This window comes from Galbibacter kalidii, assembly GCF_026241135.1.
In the GTDB taxonomy this organism is placed as follows: Bacteria; Bacteroidota; Bacteroidia; order Flavobacteriales; family Flavobacteriaceae; genus Galbibacter.
In genome coordinates this window covers 61,363-80,831 of record NZ_JAPFGA010000018.1, presented here as the reverse complement: position 1 = coordinate 80,831, position 19,469 = coordinate 61,363, and the positions used below count along the sequence as shown (strand labels likewise).

The following is a 19,469-nucleotide window of genomic DNA, read 5'->3' as shown; positions in this document are numbered from 1 at the left end:
GCCTTTAGAGCACAGTTTAGAGGAGTGAAAAATGTAGAGTTCTTCCTGTATAGATTAACAACAATTTTTGCATAAACACAACAATTGTGCTTGATCCATTAAAATCTTTCATAAAACAACCTAAATGTCCGTTAAAAAATAAACCCTCATAAACACTGTGCCTATGAGGGTTATTTGTGGAGTCGGGGAGATTCGAACTCCCGTCCAAACAAGCAACCAAAATGCTTTCTACATGCTTAGTCTTCGTTTAATTGTCGATGTGTAGCTGACCGAAAACCGCCCATTACACACTTAGCTTCTTAAAGTTTTGAAACAATGCCGAAGCTACACCATTCCTATGTTGACTTTTATGGTGTCTCTATATGGAGCGCCGTCAACAAGGGCTTTCCAGAGACATCTCGCCTCCCCGCCTTGCGGGGACGTGGCCAAAAATCTTACTATAACTTCAGATTAGGCAGCAAGAGCGTAGTTATTCTCGCCATTTAAAAAATGTGAAATATGAGATTAAAGAGCTGTATCCCAGCGCTCTGCATGCTTACACTTCAATTAGACCCGCTGTCAAAACCAGTCGACCCCAAATGAAATAGCAAAATTTGTTTTGCGTTATTGAATTTGTACTGAACTTGTTTCAGTACCCATCCAATTTTGTTTAAGAACATTTTTTAGGGCATTCCCCTGACACCTCCCGTTTGGTCGGCTACAGGGTCGGGCTATCCGCTGTATCTTTTTAAAATTGTTCTTCGACAAGCTCAGAATGACAATTTTAAAAAGGATGCCGCTGCTATCCCTAATGCGGATGCAAATGTAATACAATTTATTATAAAATTGTAGATTTACACCCAAGCACGTATTTTAGAACAAAATTTATACCAAAATCCGTTTATGAAGTTTGGAATCATCAAAGAACGAAAAAACCCGCCCGATCGCAGGGTAGTGTTATCCCCCAAAGCCTGCCAGCTTGTCAAAAAGAAGTTTCCCGATGCCAAAATTGTTGTAGAACCCTCAGATATCCGTGTTTTTAACGATCAGCAATATAAAGATCTTGACATTCCGGTTTCCGGTTCGATAGATGACTGTGATGTACTTCTGGGGGTAAAAGAGGTTCCCATATCGGCTTTGATTCCCAATAAAAAATATTTTTTCTTTTCTCATACCATAAAAAAGCAACCCTATAACAGAAAACTTTTGCAAGCGGTACTCGAAAAAAACATAGAATTGTATGACCACGAAGTGATCACCAATAAAAAGGGAATACGCCTAGTGGCTTTTGGACGTTATGCCGGGATTGTAGGGGCGTATAATGGGATTAGGACCTACGGATTGAAGTTTGATCGCTTCCAACTGCCAAAGGCGGAAACACTCCCCGGGAGTAGAGCTCTTTATGATGCCCTGCTTCGGATTCACCTGCCGCCGATAAAAATCCTGCTCACAGGAAAAGGCAGAGTTGGTAATGGGGCTAAAGAAGTACTGGATACTATGAAGATCAAAGCGGTTTCGGTAGACGAATATCTGAATAACGAATTTGAAACGCCTGTTTATTGCCAGATCGATGTGTTGGATTACAACAAACGCAAAGACAGAACATCACAACAGATAATAGATTTTTATAAAAACCCGGAATTGTATGAATCCGATTTTATGCGTTTTGCTAAGGTAACCGATATGTACATTTCCGGACATTTTTACGGAGATGGCGCTCCCTATCTTTATACTCGTGAGGATGTGAAGTCAGCCGATTTTAACATCAAAGTAGTGGCAGATATCAGTTGTGATATCAACGGACCGGTGGCAACGACGATCCGGGCGTCCACCATTGCCGATCCCATCTATGGTTATGATCCGCAGACAGAAACAGAAACAGATTTCAAAAATAAAAATGCCATAGCAGTTATGGCAGTCGATAACCTGCCTTGTGAACTGCCAAGTGATGCCAGCGAAGGTTTTGGCGAGAGTTTTGTCAAACATGTCATCCCTGCTTTTTTCAACGGGGACAAGGACGGGGTTCTGGAACGCGCCCGTATGACTCAAAATGGAAAACTCACAGAACGGTTCAGTTATCTGCAAGATTATGTTGATGAAAAAACAGAGGCTTAATAATAAGAGGAAAAGGAGATTGACATAAAATCATTCAACATCCCAAAAAAACCGCTCTTTGGTTTTGGATACCGCCCCTAATTTTTGATAAAAAGCAATGGCTTTTTCATTAAAATCAGGTGTTTGCCATTGGATATGTCCGCAATTTTCTGAAGCAGCATAATCCTTGATTTTTTTCATGAGTTGCGAGCCGATGCCTTGTCCCCTGATACTTTCTTTGAGGTACAAACAATCCAGATAGACGTGAAATCCGGCATCCCAAGTGGAAAATTGCTTCATAAATGTGGCGTAGCCCATCAATTCACCTTCAGTCTCAATAACCAAGCACTTTACAAGGTTTTGCTTGTCGAATAGGTGTTTTTTCAATAATTCTGCTTTGTTCTTCAGGTTAAAATCCGCTTTTTCAAAAGCTGCATGTAGGGCACATAATGCTACCAGTTGTGTGATGTCGCTTTCGCGCGCAAATCTGATCTCCATAGATTTAGATAATTATTTCGTTTACACTTCTGTCCGTATACAATCCCCAAAACAATTTGGCAATGGCTTTGGGGTTGTGTATGAGATTTTTTCTTTGAACATAACCATTAATGATGACAGTTGCCACAAAAATATTTTCTTCTGACAGTGTTTTGGCAAAAGTTTGTGTCAGGTTCCTCAAAGCGGCTTTGCCAAGGGACAAGGAAGCATATTCGGGATTGGGATTGATGCCAACACCTCCTCCGGTAACCAATAATGCTCCGTTTGTTTGGAATAATCGGTCTTTAAACTTGGCTACAATAGGCAATAAAGCGGTAACATTGGTTTTAAAATCATTGACCAAATCGTCAAAAGATTCTTCTAAAACGTTTCCGGGTTTGACACGGGCAGCATTGTATAAAATGACATCGATGCGTTCGTTCTCTTGCAATATCAGTTCAAGGGTTTTGGCGAATTGATTTTCATCAGACAAGTCGGCGGCGTATAGCTTTACCTTTTTGCTTTTTAACTGCTTCCTTAATTTTTCTAGTTTATCGAGCTTTCGACTGACCAATATCACCGAAAAGCCTTCATCGATAAATTTTTTGGCGACTTCAAAACTGATGCCTTCACCAGCACCAAAAATGGCTATTGTTTTGTTCATGATTGTTTTTTGTTTTGGTTGTGAAAATAGTGTTTCATTTGCGTGTCCCCGATTTAGTCGGGACGATACGCACATCCTTAAAAGTAGGGGGAGATTAGTTTTTTGATAAATGAATAACTATTCCGAGGTTATATGCTTTAGCAAGCACACTCAAATACTGAACCTTCGACCGGGTGCGTACCTTCGGTGGCATAGCCGTCAAATTTCCACCATTCGATGCCGCCCATGAGTTCTTTAACCATAAATCCTAATTTTACCATTTTTAGCGCTCCTTTTGTAGACGCATTACAACCAATACCGTCGCAATAGCAGACATAGATTTTTGATTTATCGAGGTGTTTGGTGCTTTCTGCCGTCATTTCCCTGTGCGGTAAGTTGATGGCCGTTGGGATGTGTTCTTTTTCATAGCCGAACGCCTGCCGTGCATCTACAGCAATGTAATCGGTGCTGTTTTCAAAAGCATCATATAGATCAGATGGATCCATCTCGTAAGTCAGTTTACTTTCGTAAAATTCAATTTGTTTTTGCATGGTTTTTATGTTTATAATTTGACACAAAACTATAGTCAATGTTTACACAGGCATAATTTTGAAGTTGAATGATTTGAATGGGTAGTTGAGGATTTTTCATATACAACATATGAGGTATTGTTTTAACTTTGGGTTTATGGAAATTAAATACTTTAGGCTGATAAAAACGATAGCTGAAGAAGGTAGTTTGGTCAATTCTTCTGAAAAACTGTTTCTCACCCAATCGGCTTTAAGCCATCAACTCAAGGAATTGGAAGAACGCTTGGGTTTTAAAGTGTTCCACCGCAGCCGTAATAAATGGAAGCTGACCGAAGAGGGGACAGAACTGTATCAATTGGGAAACAACATCCTCAGCAGCATTGATAAAAGCTTTGAAAACATAAAACAATTGCGCAACGGCTCTACAGGTCATATCAAGGTAAGCACAGAATGCTATACGTTCTATCGTGGCTTGCCGGGTTTTATTCAGAAAATGGGCGCCTTGTATCCAGATATAACGGTTGATCTAGTCCCCGAATGCACCCATCAGCCCATATCAAAACTACTGTCCAATGATTTGGATCTTGCCATAGTGACCGAAAAGCCCGAAAGTGAACTATTGTCGAGTATAAACGTTTTTGAAGATGAGATATTTGCCATTATGCACAAGGAAAACGAACTGAACCAACGTGATTATATCGACGCCGATAGCTTTTCTGATATGCATTTGATTATCCATTCCTTTCCACTGGAAACAGTATCGTTGTACGAGCAATTTTTAAAACCCAACAAAATATTACCCCGTAAAATTTCCGCCGTTCCGCTTACCGAGGTGGCTTTGGAAATGGTAAATGCCAACTTTGGGGTTTTGTGCCTTCCCAAATGGGCCTTGAAATCGTTTAAATTGTCTGATGAATTGAGATTTAAGAAAATAGGAAAGAACGGACTAAAAAGAAATCACTACTTAGTTGTCCGTAAATCGGACAAGGTCAAAAAATACATCAACGATTTCATTTTAAACTTTGAAGAAGAATTTTCGGCTTAAAAAAAATAAAACTCCTGATTTTTTCTTCGGAATAGCATAGTGGTCAGTCTCAAAGCGATAGTACAGCAGGGGCGATTAATTAATATTGCTTAAATTGCGGCGCTATTTTTTAGCTGAATCGTAGTTTACTAACGATATATTTTATATTTTTTCAGAAATTAAGTTTACATGTACAACTCAAAGATAACGGGATTAGGCTATTACGTTCCCGAAAATGTAGTGACCAACGACGACTTGGCTAAGGTTATTGACACCAATGATGAATGGATTCAGGAGCGTACCGGGATCAAAGAGCGCCGCCATGTGGTAAAAGGCGATGGAGATACCACTACAACCATGGGGGTAAAAGCGGCAAAAATAGCCATAGAACGCTCAGGATTGGACAAAGATGATATCGATTTTGTTGTTTTTGCTACCTTGAGTCCGGATTATTATTTTCCCGGCCCTGGGGTGTTGGTACAGCGTGAGCTAGGATTAAAAACCGTAGGTGCACTGGATGTTAGAAATCAGTGTTCTGGATTTATTTACGCCCTTTCGGTAGCCGATCAGTTTATTAAAACCGGAATGTACAAGAATGTTTTGGTGATAGGTTCAGAACTGCATTCCACCGGATTGGATATGACTACACGCGGTCGCGGGGTTTCCGTGATTTTTGGTGATGGTGCCGGTGCTGCCGTTTTAAGCAGGGAAGAGGACACAACAAAAGGGATTCTCTCTACACATTTACATTCTGAAGGAGAACATGCTGAAGAACTTTCACTTGTTGCTCCCGGAATGGGAAGACGTTGGGTAACCGATATTTTGGCAGATGATGACCCTGAAGATACTTCGTATTATCCGTATATGAACGGACAATTTGTGTTTAAAAATGCCGTAGTTCGCTTTAGTGAGGTAATCATGGAAGGTTTACAGACCAACAAGCTCAGTCCGGATGATATCGATATGTTGGTGCCGCATCAGGCGAACCTTAGGATTTCACAGTTTATTCAGAAGAAATTCAAATTAACGGACGATCAGGTGTTCAATAACATTATGAGATACGGAAACACCACTGCAGCTTCCATTCCAATTGCTTTAACTGAAGCCTGGGAGCAAGGAAAGATAAAAAAAGGAGATATCGTTGTGTTGGCGGCCTTTGGTAGTGGTTTTACCTGGGGAAGCGCCATCATAAAATGGTGAACAGAAGAAATATTATAAATTGATGTAAAGACAGCGGCTTTTTGGTCGCTGTTTTTTTAATGGAAAACAAAAAGCTCCGCTAGGAGCGTAATATTAATAGGGTTTTTATCCCGTGACTCCATAAGAGCTCTGTTAGGAGCGTAATATTAATAGTTGTTATACCCCGCATTCGATAAGAGCTCCGCTAGGAGCGCAATGTTAATAGTTAATAGCAGATTGCACCGGATTTTTAGTATATTTATATAACTCCAAAACAATCCAGCAATGCAAACACATCCGGGAACAATACGCAGTATTAAATATGAAAAGATTGGAACTCACGAACACAACCGTTTTGAGAAGATACACAATGTGGTTTTTAAGAAATCATCTGAAGCTTCACGCCTTGTCGCCGAGGAAATCGCAGATCTGATCCGTAGAAAGAACGATAAGGGCGAACGTTGTGTTTTGGGCTTGGCTACCGGATCCTCTCCGGTAAGTGTTTATAAAGAACTGGTGCGGATGCACAAAGAGGAAGGCTTGAGTTTTAAGAATGTGGTGACCTTTAATTTAGATGAATATTATCCGATGAATCCGGGGAGCATCCACAGTTACCATTATTTCATGAATGAACATTTATTCAATCATATTGATATTCCCAAGGGTCAGGTTTTCATTCCTGATGGAAAAATTGCTCAGGATAAGCTTGCGGAATATTGTCTGGCTTACGAAAAGAAAATCGCTGAATACGGCGGACTCGATTTTCAATTGTTGGGTATTGGGCGTACAGGGCATATCGGTTTTAACGAACCGGGTTCGCACTATAATTCTATTACGCGTAGTATTACCTTGGATCAGCTAACACGGGAAGATGCGGCTACTTCATTCCTCGGAATCGAGAATGTGCCCAAAAAGGCCATTACCATGGGGGTGAGCAGCGTAAAAAATGCGAAAAGGATTGTCCTGCTGGCTTGGGGGCACAAAAAATCTGAGATTATAAAACGAACAGTAGAGGGTGAAGTGTCGTCGAGCATTCCCGCCACCTATCTTCAGGAGCATGGCAACACGACTTTCGTTTTGGATACGGAGGCTGCTTCTTTGCTTACCCGCTTCGAGTCGCCTTGGTTGGTAGATGCTGTAGACTGGACAGACGATATGACCAAACGGGCTGTGGTGTGGTTGTGTGATAAGGTGAAAAAATCAATTTTAAAGCTGACGGACAAAGATTATAACGAAAGCGGATTGGCATCGCTCTTGGCAGAAAGAGGCTCTTCATATGAGTTGAATATCGATATGTTCAACGAATTGCAGCACACCATAACAGGATGGCCCGGAGGAAAACCCAATGCTGATGATACCCACAGACCGGAAAGAGCGGTGCCGGAGAAGAAAAGAGTCATTATTTTCAGTCCGCATCCCGATGACGATGTGATCTCCATGGGAGGGACTTTCGACCGATTGGTAGAACAGGGTCATGAGGTGCATATTGCTTATCAGACTTCGGGGAATATTGCAGTGTCGAATGCTGATGCTTTGAAATTTGCTGAAGTGGCGATGGATTTCCTTCCGAAGGAAAAAATAAAAACATTGGGTGATGTTATAAAAAGTATCAATGAAAAGAAAGAAAACGAGATTGATGCCTTGTCGGTAAGGCAGTTAAAAGGATTTATACGAAAAAGGGAATCCATTGCGGCGACACGCTTTCTGAAAGTTCCTGACAAACAAGTACACTTTTTGAACATGCCGTTTTATGAGACCGGAACCGTAAAGAAAAATCCGTTAAGTGAAAAGGATATTGAAATTGTAAAAAAACTGATCGCAAAAGTAAAACCACATCAGGTATATGCGGCAGGCGATCTGGCTGATCCTCACGGTACGCATAAAGTATGTTTGGATGCTGTTTTTCACGCCATGGGAGCACTTAAATCGGAATCTTATATGAAAGATTGCTGGTTGTGGCTATACAGAGGTGCATGGCACGAATGGGAGATTCATGAGATCGATATGACTGTTCCAATGAGTCCCGACCAGGTGTTGCGCAAGCGGAAAGCCATCTTTTTCCATCAATCGCAAAAAGACGGGGTGATGTTCCAAGGGGAAGACCTGAGGGAATTTTGGGTGCGTGCCGAAGACAGAAATAAAAAAACAGCCGAACACTACAGAAACCTGGGATTGGCAGATTATGCCGCTATGGAGGCTTTTAAGCGTTTTGAGTATTGATAGGCTAAAAAACAAAATCCCAAAGGAGAAACTCCTTCGGGATTTCTATCAATAACCCGCAATTAACACTAACCATCAACTATAAGATATTGCTGGTTATCAAACTTGTTAAAGGATACCGTCGCCTCCTTGTTTGGTGTTGCTGTCTCTTTGCTTGCGGCTTGCTTTTCTGTTTTTTCCACTACCGAACCGGTATGAAAGTCCGAGGTAAACACTCTGACTTTCCCAATGGAAAGAACCCTCTTGCCTGTACGGATTGGTGGCATCAAAAGCAAATCGCATGGTGTTGAAAATATCGTTGTAATTCAGGCTGATGGTTCCTTTACCGTCTGCAAAGCTGTAACGGGCACCTGTGTTTACAAAATACATGGGTTTTCTTTCAAACTGAATACCTTTGGAGCTCGATCTGTACATTCCGAAAAGTGAAAGGGTTAACTTTTTGGTGACTGTAAAGTTGTTGTTCATTCTAAAGTTCCAAGGGGTGTTGTCAACTTCAACTTCTTCATTTACAATTTCATCCTCCGTAATTTCATCATCGGGAGAAATAGATCGTTCCGTCAGGCTTCGTTGCGTCTGGGAAAACAGGTCGAAACTTGCATTAAAATTCCACCAGCTTGTCGGTTTGTAATTTGATGATATTTCAAGTCCGTAAGCGGTAGTGCGGTCAAAATTATCATGGGTCAATATTATTTTTTCGGTTTCAACACGGTCGATGTACACGGCTTGATTGATTTCATCTTCAATAATCCTATAGAAGACACCGGCAGTAATACTTCCGTTTTCCAATCTTCTAGTATAATTGGTTTCGATAGAGTTGGTGAATTGTGGTACCAATTCCGGGTTACCGAATGATGAAATTTGCGGAGTGCTCCATTCCCTGAACGGATTTACCTGACCTAAACTGGGGCGGTCTACTCTTCTACTGAAACTCAATTGGTATTGGTTCTTTTCGCTAGGGGTATAGGTTAAAAATCCGGAAGGATACAATTGTACATAATCGTCAGTGAAAGCACTTTCTTCATTCAAATCGGCATTGATATCTACGGTTTCGGCACGGGTACCAATCTGGTAACCCCACTTTTCAAAATTCTGCCCAAAAGTGGCATAAGCTGAATAGATATCCATGTTGTACAGGAAGTTTCTGTCCGGAGTAGGTCCAAAACTTTCAGTGTCCGGGTTGTATGACAGTCCGGTTGAGCTATAATCTACATCCGATTCGTACAATCTGGCTTCGAGACCTAGTTCTAATTTGGTTTTTTCAGAAAGCGGATTTACATAGTCCAGATTAGCGATAAACTGCGTCCTATCCGTACCCACAAAATCGGAGTAATTATCCTGATCGGTGTTTCCGCTATTGATAAAATCAAAATCGTTGTCACTGTTATAAATATTATAGTCTGCTTCCAATTCTATGTTGTGACCTTCTTTTTCAAAATCTCTTTTATAATCAAAATTGTATTGCTGACTGTTATTGTCTGACTTGTTAAAGGCAAGTTGCGAAAAATTATTTGAGGGACTATCGTAGAATAGAACATCGGTGTCCCCAGTGAATTTACCATCATATATATTTTGATTGGTAAAGAAAGAAATGGTGTTTTTATCATTCAGGAAAAAGTCAACCCCAACCTTGTATAAATACGATTTGTTGTTGTTCAAAAAATCGAACAATTGCTCTGAGTTTTCTACCTCCCTATAAATATTTCCGTAGTTGTGGTTTTTACCAATATTGGTGCCCACATTACCGTAAAGGTTGAATTTACCGTTTCTGTAATTCAGGTCGAGGGTGTTGTTGAATTTAGCATTCTCATCATAGGTGAGTCCTAAACTCATATTTCCGTTAAAACCGATATTGGCATTTTTATGAAGTACGATGTTGATGATACCACTCATTCCCTCAGGGTTATACTTTGCTGATGGATTAGTGATCAGTTCAATACTTTTAATAGATGACGAAGGAATCTGTTTCAGTAATTGGTTTACAGGAACGTTAGACAGCTTTCCGTCTACCATTACACGTACGTTTTCATTACCGCGAAGACTAATATTCCCTGTTTGCTGATCGATGCTCACAGAAGGAATATTGTTCATAATGTCTGATGCTGAAGCCCCGGCTGTGGTGAGGTCTTTCCCTATGTTGATAACCTTACGGTCTATCTTTTGTTCGATGGTTGAACGTTCGGCAACCACATCTACACCTTCGAGCTCCGTGACATTTTCTTCCAGTGTAATGGTACCCAGATCGATCTTTCTGTTTTTCCTGGAAATAGTGATCTCTTTTGAGAAAGTGTTGTAGCCTATAAATTGAACTTCAAAAAGATAAGTCCCTTCTTCAATATTTTTTAGCTCAAAAGTACCATCGTCATTAGTGATGCCTCCCGTAATGTTTTCCCCTGCTTTTTTTACAACTACAGAGGCATAAGGAATAGGTTCTTGTAATGTTTGATCGATTACTGTACCTGTGACAGTACCTATTTTAGCTAAATTTACATTGGAAATACTGTTTTGTGCCTGTATGGAAATACTAAATAATACGACACAAATAATGATAATTTGTTTCATGAGTTGATTGTTTTTTAATTGATGAATTGATAATTCAACTTGCGTTGATACTCACTAAGTGAGATTTTTAATACCCCAACGTTTGTTTTGAAACCTTTTTAGGTGATTAGCCTAAAATTTCGTGAACTTAGGTCAAGGTGTTTATTTAATTGACGACCATCTTATGATCCTGTTACAGTAAAAAGGAATCTTTAACAATATTTAACAAATGGGAAAAACATTGGTGATGGGCGCTTCTTTAGATCCGTCGAGATATAGTTATTTGGCTGTGAATCGCTTGGTGTCAGCCGGCGAAGATGTGGTTGCATTTGGAAAACGAAAAGGGAAAGTGGCCGGGATTTCCATCGATACAGAGTTGCTTTCTTATAAAAATATAGACACGGTGAGTCTGTATTTGAATTCGCAGAACCAAAAAACGTTCTACAATTATATTGTAGGCTTAAAACCCAAACGGGTCATCTTTAATCCCGGAGCCGAAAATCCTGAGTTTTACAACATTTTGGAATCACATGGCATTCATGCTGAAGTAGCCTGTACTTTGGTGCTGTTGGCTACAAAGCAGTATTAGCAGTTTGTCCTTTCCATTCGGGATCGGATTTGCTTATCATAAGTAAACCGATAAAAGTTAAAACACCATTAAGGATAAGAATAAAGAATCCGAAATCGAAGCCGAAAAACTTGCTGCATAAAAAACTAATCACATAGCCCAGGATAGGCGATAGAATAGCGATAACGGGGACAAAATTATCATTGGCCTTGAGTTTGGTAAACAAGCCAAAACTGTACAAGCCCAGCAACGGACCGTAGGTATAGCCCGTAAACACAAACAGTCTTTCGATCACACTTTCGTTTTTAATGATGTATTTAAAAGCGATGATCACAAAAATGAGTATGAACGAAAAGAGTATATGAATACGCTTTCTGATAGCAATCTGCTGTTTTGGGTCGTATTTCTTTTCAATATCCAGTATATCTACACTAAACGAGGTCGTAAGTGCTGTAAGCGCACTATCGGCACTACTATATGCCGCAGCTATAAGTCCGATCAGGAAGAAAACAAATACGGCCATGCCCAGATGATTTTGAGCCAAAACCGCGAAAAGATCGTCTTTATGGGCATCGATTCCGTTTTGTTGTGCATAGACCGTAAACAATAAGCCCAAGCACAGGAAAATGAAATTCACAATCGTAAGTACGATCGTAAACCAAAACATGTTTTTCTGAGCGTCTTTTAGTGAGCGGCAGGTCAGGTTTTTTTGCATCATGTCCTGATCGAGTCCGGTCATAACAATAGCAATAAAGGCACCTGAAACAAACTGCTTCCAGAAATAATTAGCATTTTTAAAATCGTCAAAAAAGAAGATCTGCGACAATTCGCTTGACGAAATATAGCTGATGATGCCTTCGCCGCTAATATTCAAATCGTTGTAGGTCGTTACAATAGCAACCCCCAAGGCGATCAGCATAAAAAGTGTTTGTAAGGTATCAGTCCAAACAATGGTTTTGATCCCGCTTTTAAAAGTATAGACCCAAATAAGGATGATAGTCAGGGTTACAGTTGCCCAAAAAGGCACGCCCATGGCATCAAAAATAATGATCTGGAGCACATTAGCCACCAAAAACAAGCGGAAACTGGCTCCCACAATACGAGAGAGCAAGAAAAACGAAGCCCCGGTTTTATAGCTGTAATTGCCAAAACGTTTTTCCAGATAGGTATAAATGGAGATCAGGTTGAGCCGGTAATACAAAGGGAGTAAAACACTTCCGATAATAAAATATCCTAAGATATAACCAAGGACTACCTGCATATAGCTAAACTTCGAAGCCTCTACCCAGCCCGGCACCGAGATAAATGTCACCCCACTTAAAGAAGCACCAATCATACCAAAAGCCACAACATACCATGGCGATTGTCTTTTAGCCTTAAAGAAATTGTCGTTACTTTCTTCTCCTTTACCGGTAAGGAGCGAAATTAAAATGAGCATTCCGAAATAAGCGGCTATAATTAAAAGGATATAAATTGGCTGCATGAGGTAGTATTTTCAAAATCGAATTTACAAAACTATGTTATAAAATTCATTTATGCTGCTTAAAATTGTAATTTCGCAATAATGGAATTCTCATCAAAATTATTGGAAAATGCCATCGAGGAAATGTCGCAATTACCGGGAATCGGGAAGCGCACGGCCTTACGATTGGTGTTGCATCTGTTGCGCCAACCTGAGAGTCAGACTAAAAATTTGGCAATGGCACTTCAGAATTTAAGGAGTGAAATAAAATTTTGCAGGAGTTGTCATAATATTTCCGATACCGAACTGTGCGACATCTGTGCCAACTCCAAGCGGGATGAATCATTGATTTGTGTGGTAGAAGACATCCGCGATGTTATGGCGATTGAAAATACAGATCAGTACAGAGGTATTTACCATGTTTTAGGCGGGAAAATATCACCTATGGATGGTGTAGGGCCGTTGGACTTGAATATTTCCACATTGATAGAAAAAGTAAAAGCGGAAAAAATAAAAGAGATTATTTTTGCGTTAAGTTCAACGATGGAAGGAGATACGACCAATTTTTATATATTTAAACAACTGGAACCGTATCATGTGACCACATCTACTATTGCCAGGGGAATTGCCGTTGGGGATGAGCTGGAATATGCCGATGAGGTCACGCTTGGCAGAAGTATTTTGAACAGAGTTCCTTTTGAAAATTCATTAAAGAGTTGAGAAAGTGCTCTAGCTTTAGAAATGAAAAACAACAACATAAAAGCATATTTTTTATTATTTTCGCAAAATAAGGATATAAAAAAAAGCTACAATTTATTAATATGGCAAAAATCGAATTAAAACTTCCCCAAATGGGCGAAAGTGTTGCAGAAGCGACAATCACATCATGGCTTAAAGAAGTTGGAGATACTATCGAGGCTGATGAAGCTGTATTGGAAATTGCGACTGATAAAGTAGATTCTGAAGTTCCCAGTGAAGTTGATGGAATCTTGGTCGAGAAATTTTTTGAGGTCGATGATGTTGCCAAGGTTGGGGATGTGCTTGCTGTTATAGAAACTGAAGGAGAAGGTGCTGCTGTTGATGTTGAAGAGGAAACACCGGAAATAGAGGATGTAGAGGAAGAAGTGGGAACTGAAGAAGCGGTTGCACATATTGAAGAAGAATTCACCTCGGTTAAAGAAACTGTGGCGACCACTGATTTTTCTGAATCGGATAAGTTTTATTCGCCTTTGGTGAGAAATATCGCCAAAGAAGAAAACATTGGTCTGGAAGAACTTGAAGCCATTCAGGGAACCGGAAAAGACGGACGTGTGACCAAAGACGATATATTGGGGTATATAGAAAACAGAAAAGCCAGTGTTCAACCGACTGAAACTGTAAAAACTGAACCTGTTGTTGAAACACCTCAAGCTGTTTCCGAAGAGAAAACAGAAACGCCTTCTGCGCCGCAACCATCGACTCCTGTATCGGTAAACGGAGAAGATGAGATCATCGAAATGAGCAGAATGGGAAAACTTATTTCCCAATACATGATCCAAAGTGTACAAACCTCTGCCCATGTACAAAGTTTTATTGAAGTTGATGTGACCAATGTTTGGAATTGGCGTAATAAGGTAAAAGCTGAATTTGAAAAGCGCGAAGGGGAAAAACTCACCTTTACGCCTATTTTTATGCAGGCGGTGGCCAAAACCATTAAGGATTTTCCAATGATCAATATTTCTGTTGATGGAGATAAAGTGATCAAAAAGAAAAATATCAATTTGGGGATGGCAGCAGCACTACCAGACGGAAACCTCATTGTTCCGGTGATTAAAAATGCAGACCAATTGAATTTGATGGGCATGGCCAAACGGGTAAACGACCTTGCCAAACGTGCCCGTGAAAACCAATTGAAACCTGAGGAGATTCAGGGAGGAACCTATACCGTGACCAATGTGGGAGCATTTGGCAGCGTGATGGGAACCCCGATTATCAATCAACCGCAAGTTGCTATTTTGGCTTTGGGAGCCATTAGAAAAGTTCCTGCGGTGATAGAAACCCCTGAAGGTGATTTTATAGGTATAAGACATAAGATGTTCTTGTCCCACAGTTACGATCACAGAGTGGTGAACGGGGCACTTGGAGGACAATTTATTCAGCGTGTAGCCCAATATCTGGAATCTTGGGACATTAACAAAAAGATATAATAAATATAAAGCCTGTTTATAGCAATGGCTTTTTTACTGACAAAAAATTATAATGGAACTAAACCTATCAAAACCCATCTGTTTTTTTGACCTTGAGACCACAGGAATAGATGTAGCCAAAGACCGAATCGTGGAAATATCTATTCTGAAAGTATATCCTAATGGAAATAAGGAAAGCAGAACGTGGTTGGTGAATCCCGAAATGCCTATTCCGCCGGAATCGTCGGCTATTCATGGGATTAAAGATGAAAAAGTAGCCAATGAACCTACCTTTAAGGAGTTGTCAAAAACGGTGTATAACATGATCAAGGATAGTGATTTGGCGGGATTTAATTCCAATAGATTTGATATTCCTGTGTTGGCGGAAGAATTGTTAAGGGCAGGGATCGATTTTGATATGGGGAATAAGGTATCGGTGGATGTACAGACCATTTTTCATAAAATGGAGCAGCGAACTTTATCTGCTGCTTATAAATTTTACTGCGATCAAAATCTGGAGGATGCCCACAGTGCCGAAGCGGATACCAATGCCACTTATGAGATATTAAAAGCGCAATTGGACAGGTATGAGGAGCTGGAAAACAACATGAAATCCTTGTCAGAATTCACTACCAGAAAGCAAACAGCCGATTTTGCAGGGTTCATTGTTTATAACAAGGAAGGAGAAGAAGTTTTTTCTTTTGGAAAGCACAAAGGGAAAAAAGTAGAAGATGTAATGGAGGAAGAACCGGGATATTTTGGATGGATACTGAATGCCGATTTCCCCTTGTACACAAAAAAGGTGCTTACAGCGGTCAAACTGCGAAAACTGAATAATAAGCTGAATTAATTTCATTGATTGTAGATTCAGTATTGATAATTTAAGGTAAGTCGTATAAAAGTTACCGATTCTCTGTGTTCTTTGCAGGGAAACTTTGCACTCTCTGCGTGAAATTATTTCACCTAAAGTATTATCGGATACTGAGCCAATAAAAACATATAAATATGAAGATTATTTGTATCGGTAGGAACTATACCGAGCATATAGAAGAACTCGCCAACGAAAAACCAACAGATCCGGTTATTTTTATGAAGCCGGATTCTGCTGTTTTAAGAGGGGTACAGATTTTTTATATCCCCGATTTTTCTGGTGAAATTCATTATGAAGTAGAAGTCTTGGTGAAGATCAATAAAGTAGGAAAGCATATCGACACCAAGTTCGCCCATAAATATTATGACGAAATAGGTTTGGGGATCGATTTAACGGCCCGGGACCTGCAAAGCAAGTTAAAGGCAAAAGGATTGCCTTGGGAAAAAGCAAAAGCTTTTGATGGTTCAGCCATTGTTGGAAACTGGTTGCCCAAAGACTCCTTAGGTGATGTGAATGACTTGAATTTTAAATTATTGCGCAATGGCAAGGCAGTTCAAAATGGGAATACTTCATTGATGTTGTGGAAAATTGACGAGTTAATTTCGTATATTTCGATGTTTTTTACGTTAAAAAAAGGGGATATTATATTTACCGGAACTCCGGCCGGAGTGGGTAGGGTGTCTCCCGACGATCATTTAGAAGGGTTTTTGGAGGAAAAGAAATTACTTTCCCTCAAAGTGAGATAACATGAAGTTGGAAATAACAAAATAAGTCAATTTATTACGATGAATATTGATAAATTAATCCCAATCGATTTAAAACAATAAAAATAAACAAATGAACTACGACCTATCAAAACTTAATGAACTTTCAGGAGGAGATGTTGAATTCAATACTTCAGTAATAGAAACATTTTTAACAGAAACCCCAAGCGACCTATCAAATCTTGAACAAGCGGCCAAAGGTAAAGCCTTTGATCAAGTATATCAATTTGCACACAAGATAAAACCAAATGCTGATCTTCTGGGAATAAACAAGGTAAGGGATCAAATGTTGGAAATAGAAAGACATGCGCGAGGCGATTATGACATAGAAGCAATCAGTGCCTTGATAACTGCTGCCGAAAAAGAACTTCAAGATGCCTTTGCGGCCTTCAAAGATTATATAGGATAAATGCTGGCAGAAATAATTACTATTGGCGACGAGATTCTTATTGGTCAGATAGTGGATACAAATTCGGCTTACATAGCCAAACAACTCAATCAGATTGGCGTTTCCGTGTATCAGATCACATCGGTACAGGATGACCGAAAACACATTCTTCAAGCCATGAAAGAGGCAGAAGAGCGGGTCGATATTATCATTATTACCGGCGGATTGGGTCCTACCAAAGACGATATTACCAAACATACCATTTGCGAATATTTTGATGACGAATTGATCGAGAGTAAGGTAGTATTGGAGCAAGTGGAATATCTTTTCGAAAGATATATTTCTACGCCTATTTCAGATTTGAATAGGAGACAGGCTTTGGTACCATCTACCGCTACGGTTTTGATGAATCAATTCGGAACAGCTCCCGGCATGTGGATTGAAAGAGAGGAAAAAACCTTTGTTTCCCTTCCCGGTGTTCCTTATGAGATGAAAGCGTTGATAAAAGATGAGGTTATTCCGAGGATTCAGGAAAAATATGAGCGTCCTTATATTTTACACAAAACGGTCCTTACCTACGGGATTGGGGAAAGTACACTTTCTGAAAGGATCGAGCATTGGGAGAACAATTTACCTGAATATATTCGCTTGGCCTATTTGCCGGCCTTGGGAAAGGTTAGGCTTCGACTCACGGCAAAAGGAAAAGACAAAGAACTGCTCCAGGCAGAGATGAAAAAACAGCTAGAGGCGCTTACCCCTTTGATCCAAGATGTTTTTCACGGAATGGAAGAGGAGGCTGCCTTAGAGGTGGTTATAGGAAAGGTTTTAGCGGAAAGGAAAGAGACCTTGGCAACGGCAGAGAGTTTTACCGGAGGAGGGATAGCAGCGACTTTTACAGCTGTTCCGGGAGCTTCGGCATATTTTAAAGGGAGCGTTGTGAGCTATGCTACCCAAACCAAGATTGATGTGTTGGGAGTTGATAAAGAGCTTGTTGAAAAATATTCTGTTGTAAGTGCTCAGGTAGCAGAAGCTATGGCACAAAATGCCCTGAAAATGTTTGGAACAAATTATGCAATAGCCACTACGGGTAATGCAGGACCTACAAAAGGTGATGCCGATGCTGATGTGGGAACGGCTTTTATTGCTATAGCTACACCAACAGACGTTTTTTCAGAAAAGTTTAACTTTGGAAATTCAAGGGGAAAAGTGATAAATAAAGGAGTAAATAAGGCCTTGGAGTTGCTTTGGAAAGAAATTTTAAAAAAATAAGATACTCACTTGCCTGTCAGGTAAAAAATTCGTTAATTTGCACCCTGTTTTAAAATAACACTAAAGTTTAGAAAAATGTCAAGAGTTTGTGAACTTACAGGAAAGAAGGCGATGGTGGGAAATAATGTTTCTCATGCAATGAACAAAACCAAGCGTAAATTTAACGCTAACCTTGTAAAAAAGCGATTCTTCTTACCGGAAGAAAATCGTTGGGTTACGCTTAAAATATCTACGTCTGCGTTAAAAACCATTAATAAAAAAGGGATTACCGCGGTTTTAAAAGAAGCAAAAGAAAAAGGGTTTATTAAGTAATTAATATCCGTTAAAAAGTTATAAAGATGGCAAAGAAAGGCAATAGAATACAGGTTATTTTAGAGTGTACCGAGCATAAAAAATCCGGTAAACCTGGAACTTCTCGTTACATTACTACAAAGAATAAGAAGAACACGCCAGATAGATTGGAGATCAAAAAATTCAATCCTATCTTGAACAAAATGACTGTTCATAAAGAAATTAAGTAATTCGATATTTTTTCTTTTTTATAGAAATATCAAATAAAAGAAAGCCATGGCAAAGAAAACAGTAGCAACTTTACAGACAAGTTCAAAGAGATTGACCAAAGCTATAAAAATGGTTAAATCTCCTAAGACAGGAGCATATACTTTTGTAGAATCAGTAATGGCTCCGGAATCAGTTAACGACTGGTTGAAAAAATAAAAGTTCACAACAACTTATTATATATTGAAGCTACTTTCCATAGAGAGTAGCTTTTTGTTTTTATATCTTTGGGAGAGTTTTTTATAAGTTAACTGAGTTAATTAAGTTAATTGGTGACTAAGTAGTTTTCGTTTTTAAGATTATCATATATGGAAAGATTTAAATCTTTTGAAGATTTGGAGTGTTGGAAAGAAGCCCGTAGACTCAGAATTTTTGTTAAAGATGTTATTGTTCCAAGGATTCCCAAAGACGAATTTAAATTAATTAATCAAATAAGAAGTTCATCCCGTTCTGTAGGGAATAACATTACTGAAGGACATGGGAGGTTTCATTATCAAGAAAACATTCAATTTTGCCGTATTGCAAGGGGTTCATTAGCTGAAACATTAGATCATGGTATTGTTGCCTTTGACGAAGAATATATCTCAGAAGCCATTCTAAAAGAGCTAAGAGCTATTCACAACAAAACCCTCAAGCTTTTGAATGGTTATATTAAATATCTAAAGAAGAAAAAAGATGGTTAATTTTGTTTTAGGAAGATTGTTTTTGATTGAAAGAGTTATTTTCATTACCCTAATCAA

General features: G+C 39.5%; 20 protein-coding genes and 1 other RNA gene. 15 read left to right on the top strand and 6 right to left on the bottom strand.

Translation table 11 applies throughout. The features are described from left to right. Nucleotides 1–174: 174 nt before the first annotated feature. Nucleotides 175–576: a transfer-messenger RNA gene (gene ssrA / locus OOZ15_RS16750) on the bottom strand. A gap of 306 nt (nt 577–882) precedes the next feature. Between ssrA and OOZ15_RS16745 the strand changes: the two genes are divergently transcribed. Continuing rightward, nucleotides 883–2,094, top strand: a complete 1,212-nt coding sequence (locus OOZ15_RS16745; protein ID WP_265957593.1) for an NAD(P)-dependent oxidoreductase — start codon at nt 883–885, stop codon at nt 2,092–2,094. 30 nt (nt 2,095–2,124) lie between these two features. Here OOZ15_RS16745 and OOZ15_RS16740 read toward each other — a convergent pair whose 3' ends face one another. From OOZ15_RS16740 to OOZ15_RS16730, 3 genes are all read right to left on the bottom strand, one after another. Further along, nucleotides 2,125–2,571, bottom strand: a complete 447-nt coding sequence (locus OOZ15_RS16740) for a GNAT family N-acetyltransferase (RefSeq protein WP_265957592.1) — start codon at nt 2,569–2,571, stop codon at nt 2,125–2,127. A 4-nt stretch (nt 2,572–2,575) separates the two neighbouring features. Then, nucleotides 2,576–3,214, bottom strand: a complete 639-nt coding sequence (locus OOZ15_RS16735) for an SDR family NAD(P)-dependent oxidoreductase (RefSeq protein WP_265957591.1) — start codon at nt 3,212–3,214, stop codon at nt 2,576–2,578. Nucleotides 3,215–3,351: 137 nt separating this feature from the next. Continuing rightward, entirely contained in the window at nt 3,352–3,744 is a 393-nt protein-coding gene (locus tag OOZ15_RS16730; protein ID WP_265957590.1) for a rhodanese-like domain-containing protein, read from the bottom strand. 136 nt (nt 3,745–3,880) lie between these two features. Here OOZ15_RS16730 and OOZ15_RS16725 point away from each other — a divergent pair, with 136 nt between their 5' ends. The 3 genes from OOZ15_RS16725 (at nt 3,881) to nagB (ending at nt 8,146) form a co-directional block, all read left to right on the top strand. Further along, nucleotides 3,881–4,768 (top strand): LysR family transcriptional regulator, encoded by an 888-nt coding sequence (locus tag OOZ15_RS16725; RefSeq protein WP_265957589.1) that lies wholly within the window; start codon nt 3,881–3,883, stop codon nt 4,766–4,768. A gap of 168 nt (nt 4,769–4,936) precedes the next feature. Then, nucleotides 4,937–5,947, top strand: a complete 1,011-nt coding sequence (locus tag OOZ15_RS16720) for a 3-oxoacyl-ACP synthase III family protein (RefSeq protein ID WP_265957588.1) — start codon at nt 4,937–4,939, stop codon at nt 5,945–5,947. 264 nt (nt 5,948–6,211) lie between these two features. Next, complete coding sequence (nagB, locus tag OOZ15_RS16715) at nt 6,212–8,146, top strand: glucosamine-6-phosphate deaminase (RefSeq protein ID WP_265957587.1); 1,935 nt, start codon at nt 6,212–6,214, stop codon at nt 8,144–8,146. 108 nt (nt 8,147–8,254) lie between these two features. On the opposite strand, the gene OOZ15_RS16710 is transcribed toward nagB, so the two are convergent. After that, nucleotides 8,255–10,705 carry a TonB-dependent receptor gene (locus OOZ15_RS16710; protein ID WP_265957586.1) on the bottom strand — a complete coding sequence of 817 codons (2,451 nt, stop codon included), beginning with the start codon at nt 10,703–10,705 and terminating at the stop codon, nt 8,255–8,257. Nucleotides 10,706–10,913: 208 nt separating this feature from the next. On the opposite strand from OOZ15_RS16710, the gene OOZ15_RS16705 reads away from it, so the two are divergent. After that, the gene (locus OOZ15_RS16705; RefSeq protein WP_265957585.1) at nt 10,914–11,273 is read left to right on the top strand and encodes a CoA-binding protein; all 360 of its coding nucleotides are present in this window, start codon (nt 10,914–10,916) and stop codon (nt 11,271–11,273) included. Here the strand turns inward: OOZ15_RS16705 and OOZ15_RS16700 are convergent. Further along, entirely contained in the window at nt 11,257–12,735 is a 1,479-nt protein-coding gene (locus tag OOZ15_RS16700; RefSeq protein WP_265957584.1) for a sodium:solute symporter, read from the bottom strand. The two genes, OOZ15_RS16705 and OOZ15_RS16700, sit on opposite strands and share 17 nt — an antisense overlap. A gap of 81 nt (nt 12,736–12,816) precedes the next feature. Here OOZ15_RS16700 and recR point away from each other — a divergent pair, with 81 nt between their 5' ends. The 10 genes from recR to OOZ15_RS16650 all read left to right on the top strand — a co-directional run bounded on the left by recR (nt 12,817) and on the right by OOZ15_RS16650 (nt 19,412). Beyond that, nucleotides 12,817–13,434: a recombination mediator RecR gene (recR, locus tag OOZ15_RS16695; protein ID WP_265957583.1), complete on the top strand. Its 618-nt coding sequence runs from the start codon at nt 12,817–12,819 to the stop codon at nt 13,432–13,434. Between the two features lie 101 nt (nt 13,435–13,535). Further along, nucleotides 13,536–14,900 (top strand): dihydrolipoamide acetyltransferase family protein, encoded by a 1,365-nt coding sequence (locus OOZ15_RS16690; protein WP_265957582.1) that lies wholly within the window; start codon nt 13,536–13,538, stop codon nt 14,898–14,900. A 52-nt stretch (nt 14,901–14,952) separates the two neighbouring features. Then, complete coding sequence (locus OOZ15_RS16685) at nt 14,953–15,729, top strand: 3'-5' exonuclease (protein ID WP_265957581.1); 777 nt, start codon at nt 14,953–14,955, stop codon at nt 15,727–15,729. Nucleotides 15,730–15,884: 155 nt separating this feature from the next. Then, nucleotides 15,885–16,496, top strand: a complete 612-nt coding sequence (locus tag OOZ15_RS16680; RefSeq protein WP_265957580.1) for a fumarylacetoacetate hydrolase family protein — start codon at nt 15,885–15,887, stop codon at nt 16,494–16,496. A 91-nt stretch (nt 16,497–16,587) separates the two neighbouring features. Further along, complete coding sequence (locus OOZ15_RS16675; protein ID WP_265957579.1) at nt 16,588–16,923, top strand: Hpt domain-containing protein; 336 nt, start codon at nt 16,588–16,590, stop codon at nt 16,921–16,923. Continuing rightward, the gene (locus OOZ15_RS16670; protein ID WP_265957578.1) at nt 16,924–18,171 is read left to right on the top strand and encodes a competence/damage-inducible protein A; all 1,248 of its coding nucleotides are present in this window, start codon (nt 16,924–16,926) and stop codon (nt 18,169–18,171) included. Between the two features lie 75 nt (nt 18,172–18,246). Further along, nucleotides 18,247–18,483, top strand: coding sequence for a 50S ribosomal protein L28 (gene rpmB, locus OOZ15_RS16665; protein ID WP_265957577.1), 237 nt, complete (start codon nt 18,247–18,249; stop codon nt 18,481–18,483). A gap of 26 nt (nt 18,484–18,509) precedes the next feature. Continuing rightward, nucleotides 18,510–18,692: a 50S ribosomal protein L33 gene (gene rpmG, locus OOZ15_RS16660; protein WP_265957576.1), complete on the top strand. Its 183-nt coding sequence runs from the start codon at nt 18,510–18,512 to the stop codon at nt 18,690–18,692. A gap of 46 nt (nt 18,693–18,738) precedes the next feature. Further along, entirely contained in the window at nt 18,739–18,888 is a 150-nt protein-coding gene (locus tag OOZ15_RS16655; RefSeq protein WP_265957575.1) for a DUF4295 domain-containing protein, read from the top strand. A gap of 149 nt (nt 18,889–19,037) precedes the next feature. Continuing rightward, nucleotides 19,038–19,412 (top strand): four helix bundle protein, encoded by a 375-nt coding sequence (locus OOZ15_RS16650; protein ID WP_265957574.1) that lies wholly within the window; start codon nt 19,038–19,040, stop codon nt 19,410–19,412. The last annotated feature ends 57 nt before the right edge of the window (nt 19,413–19,469 follow it).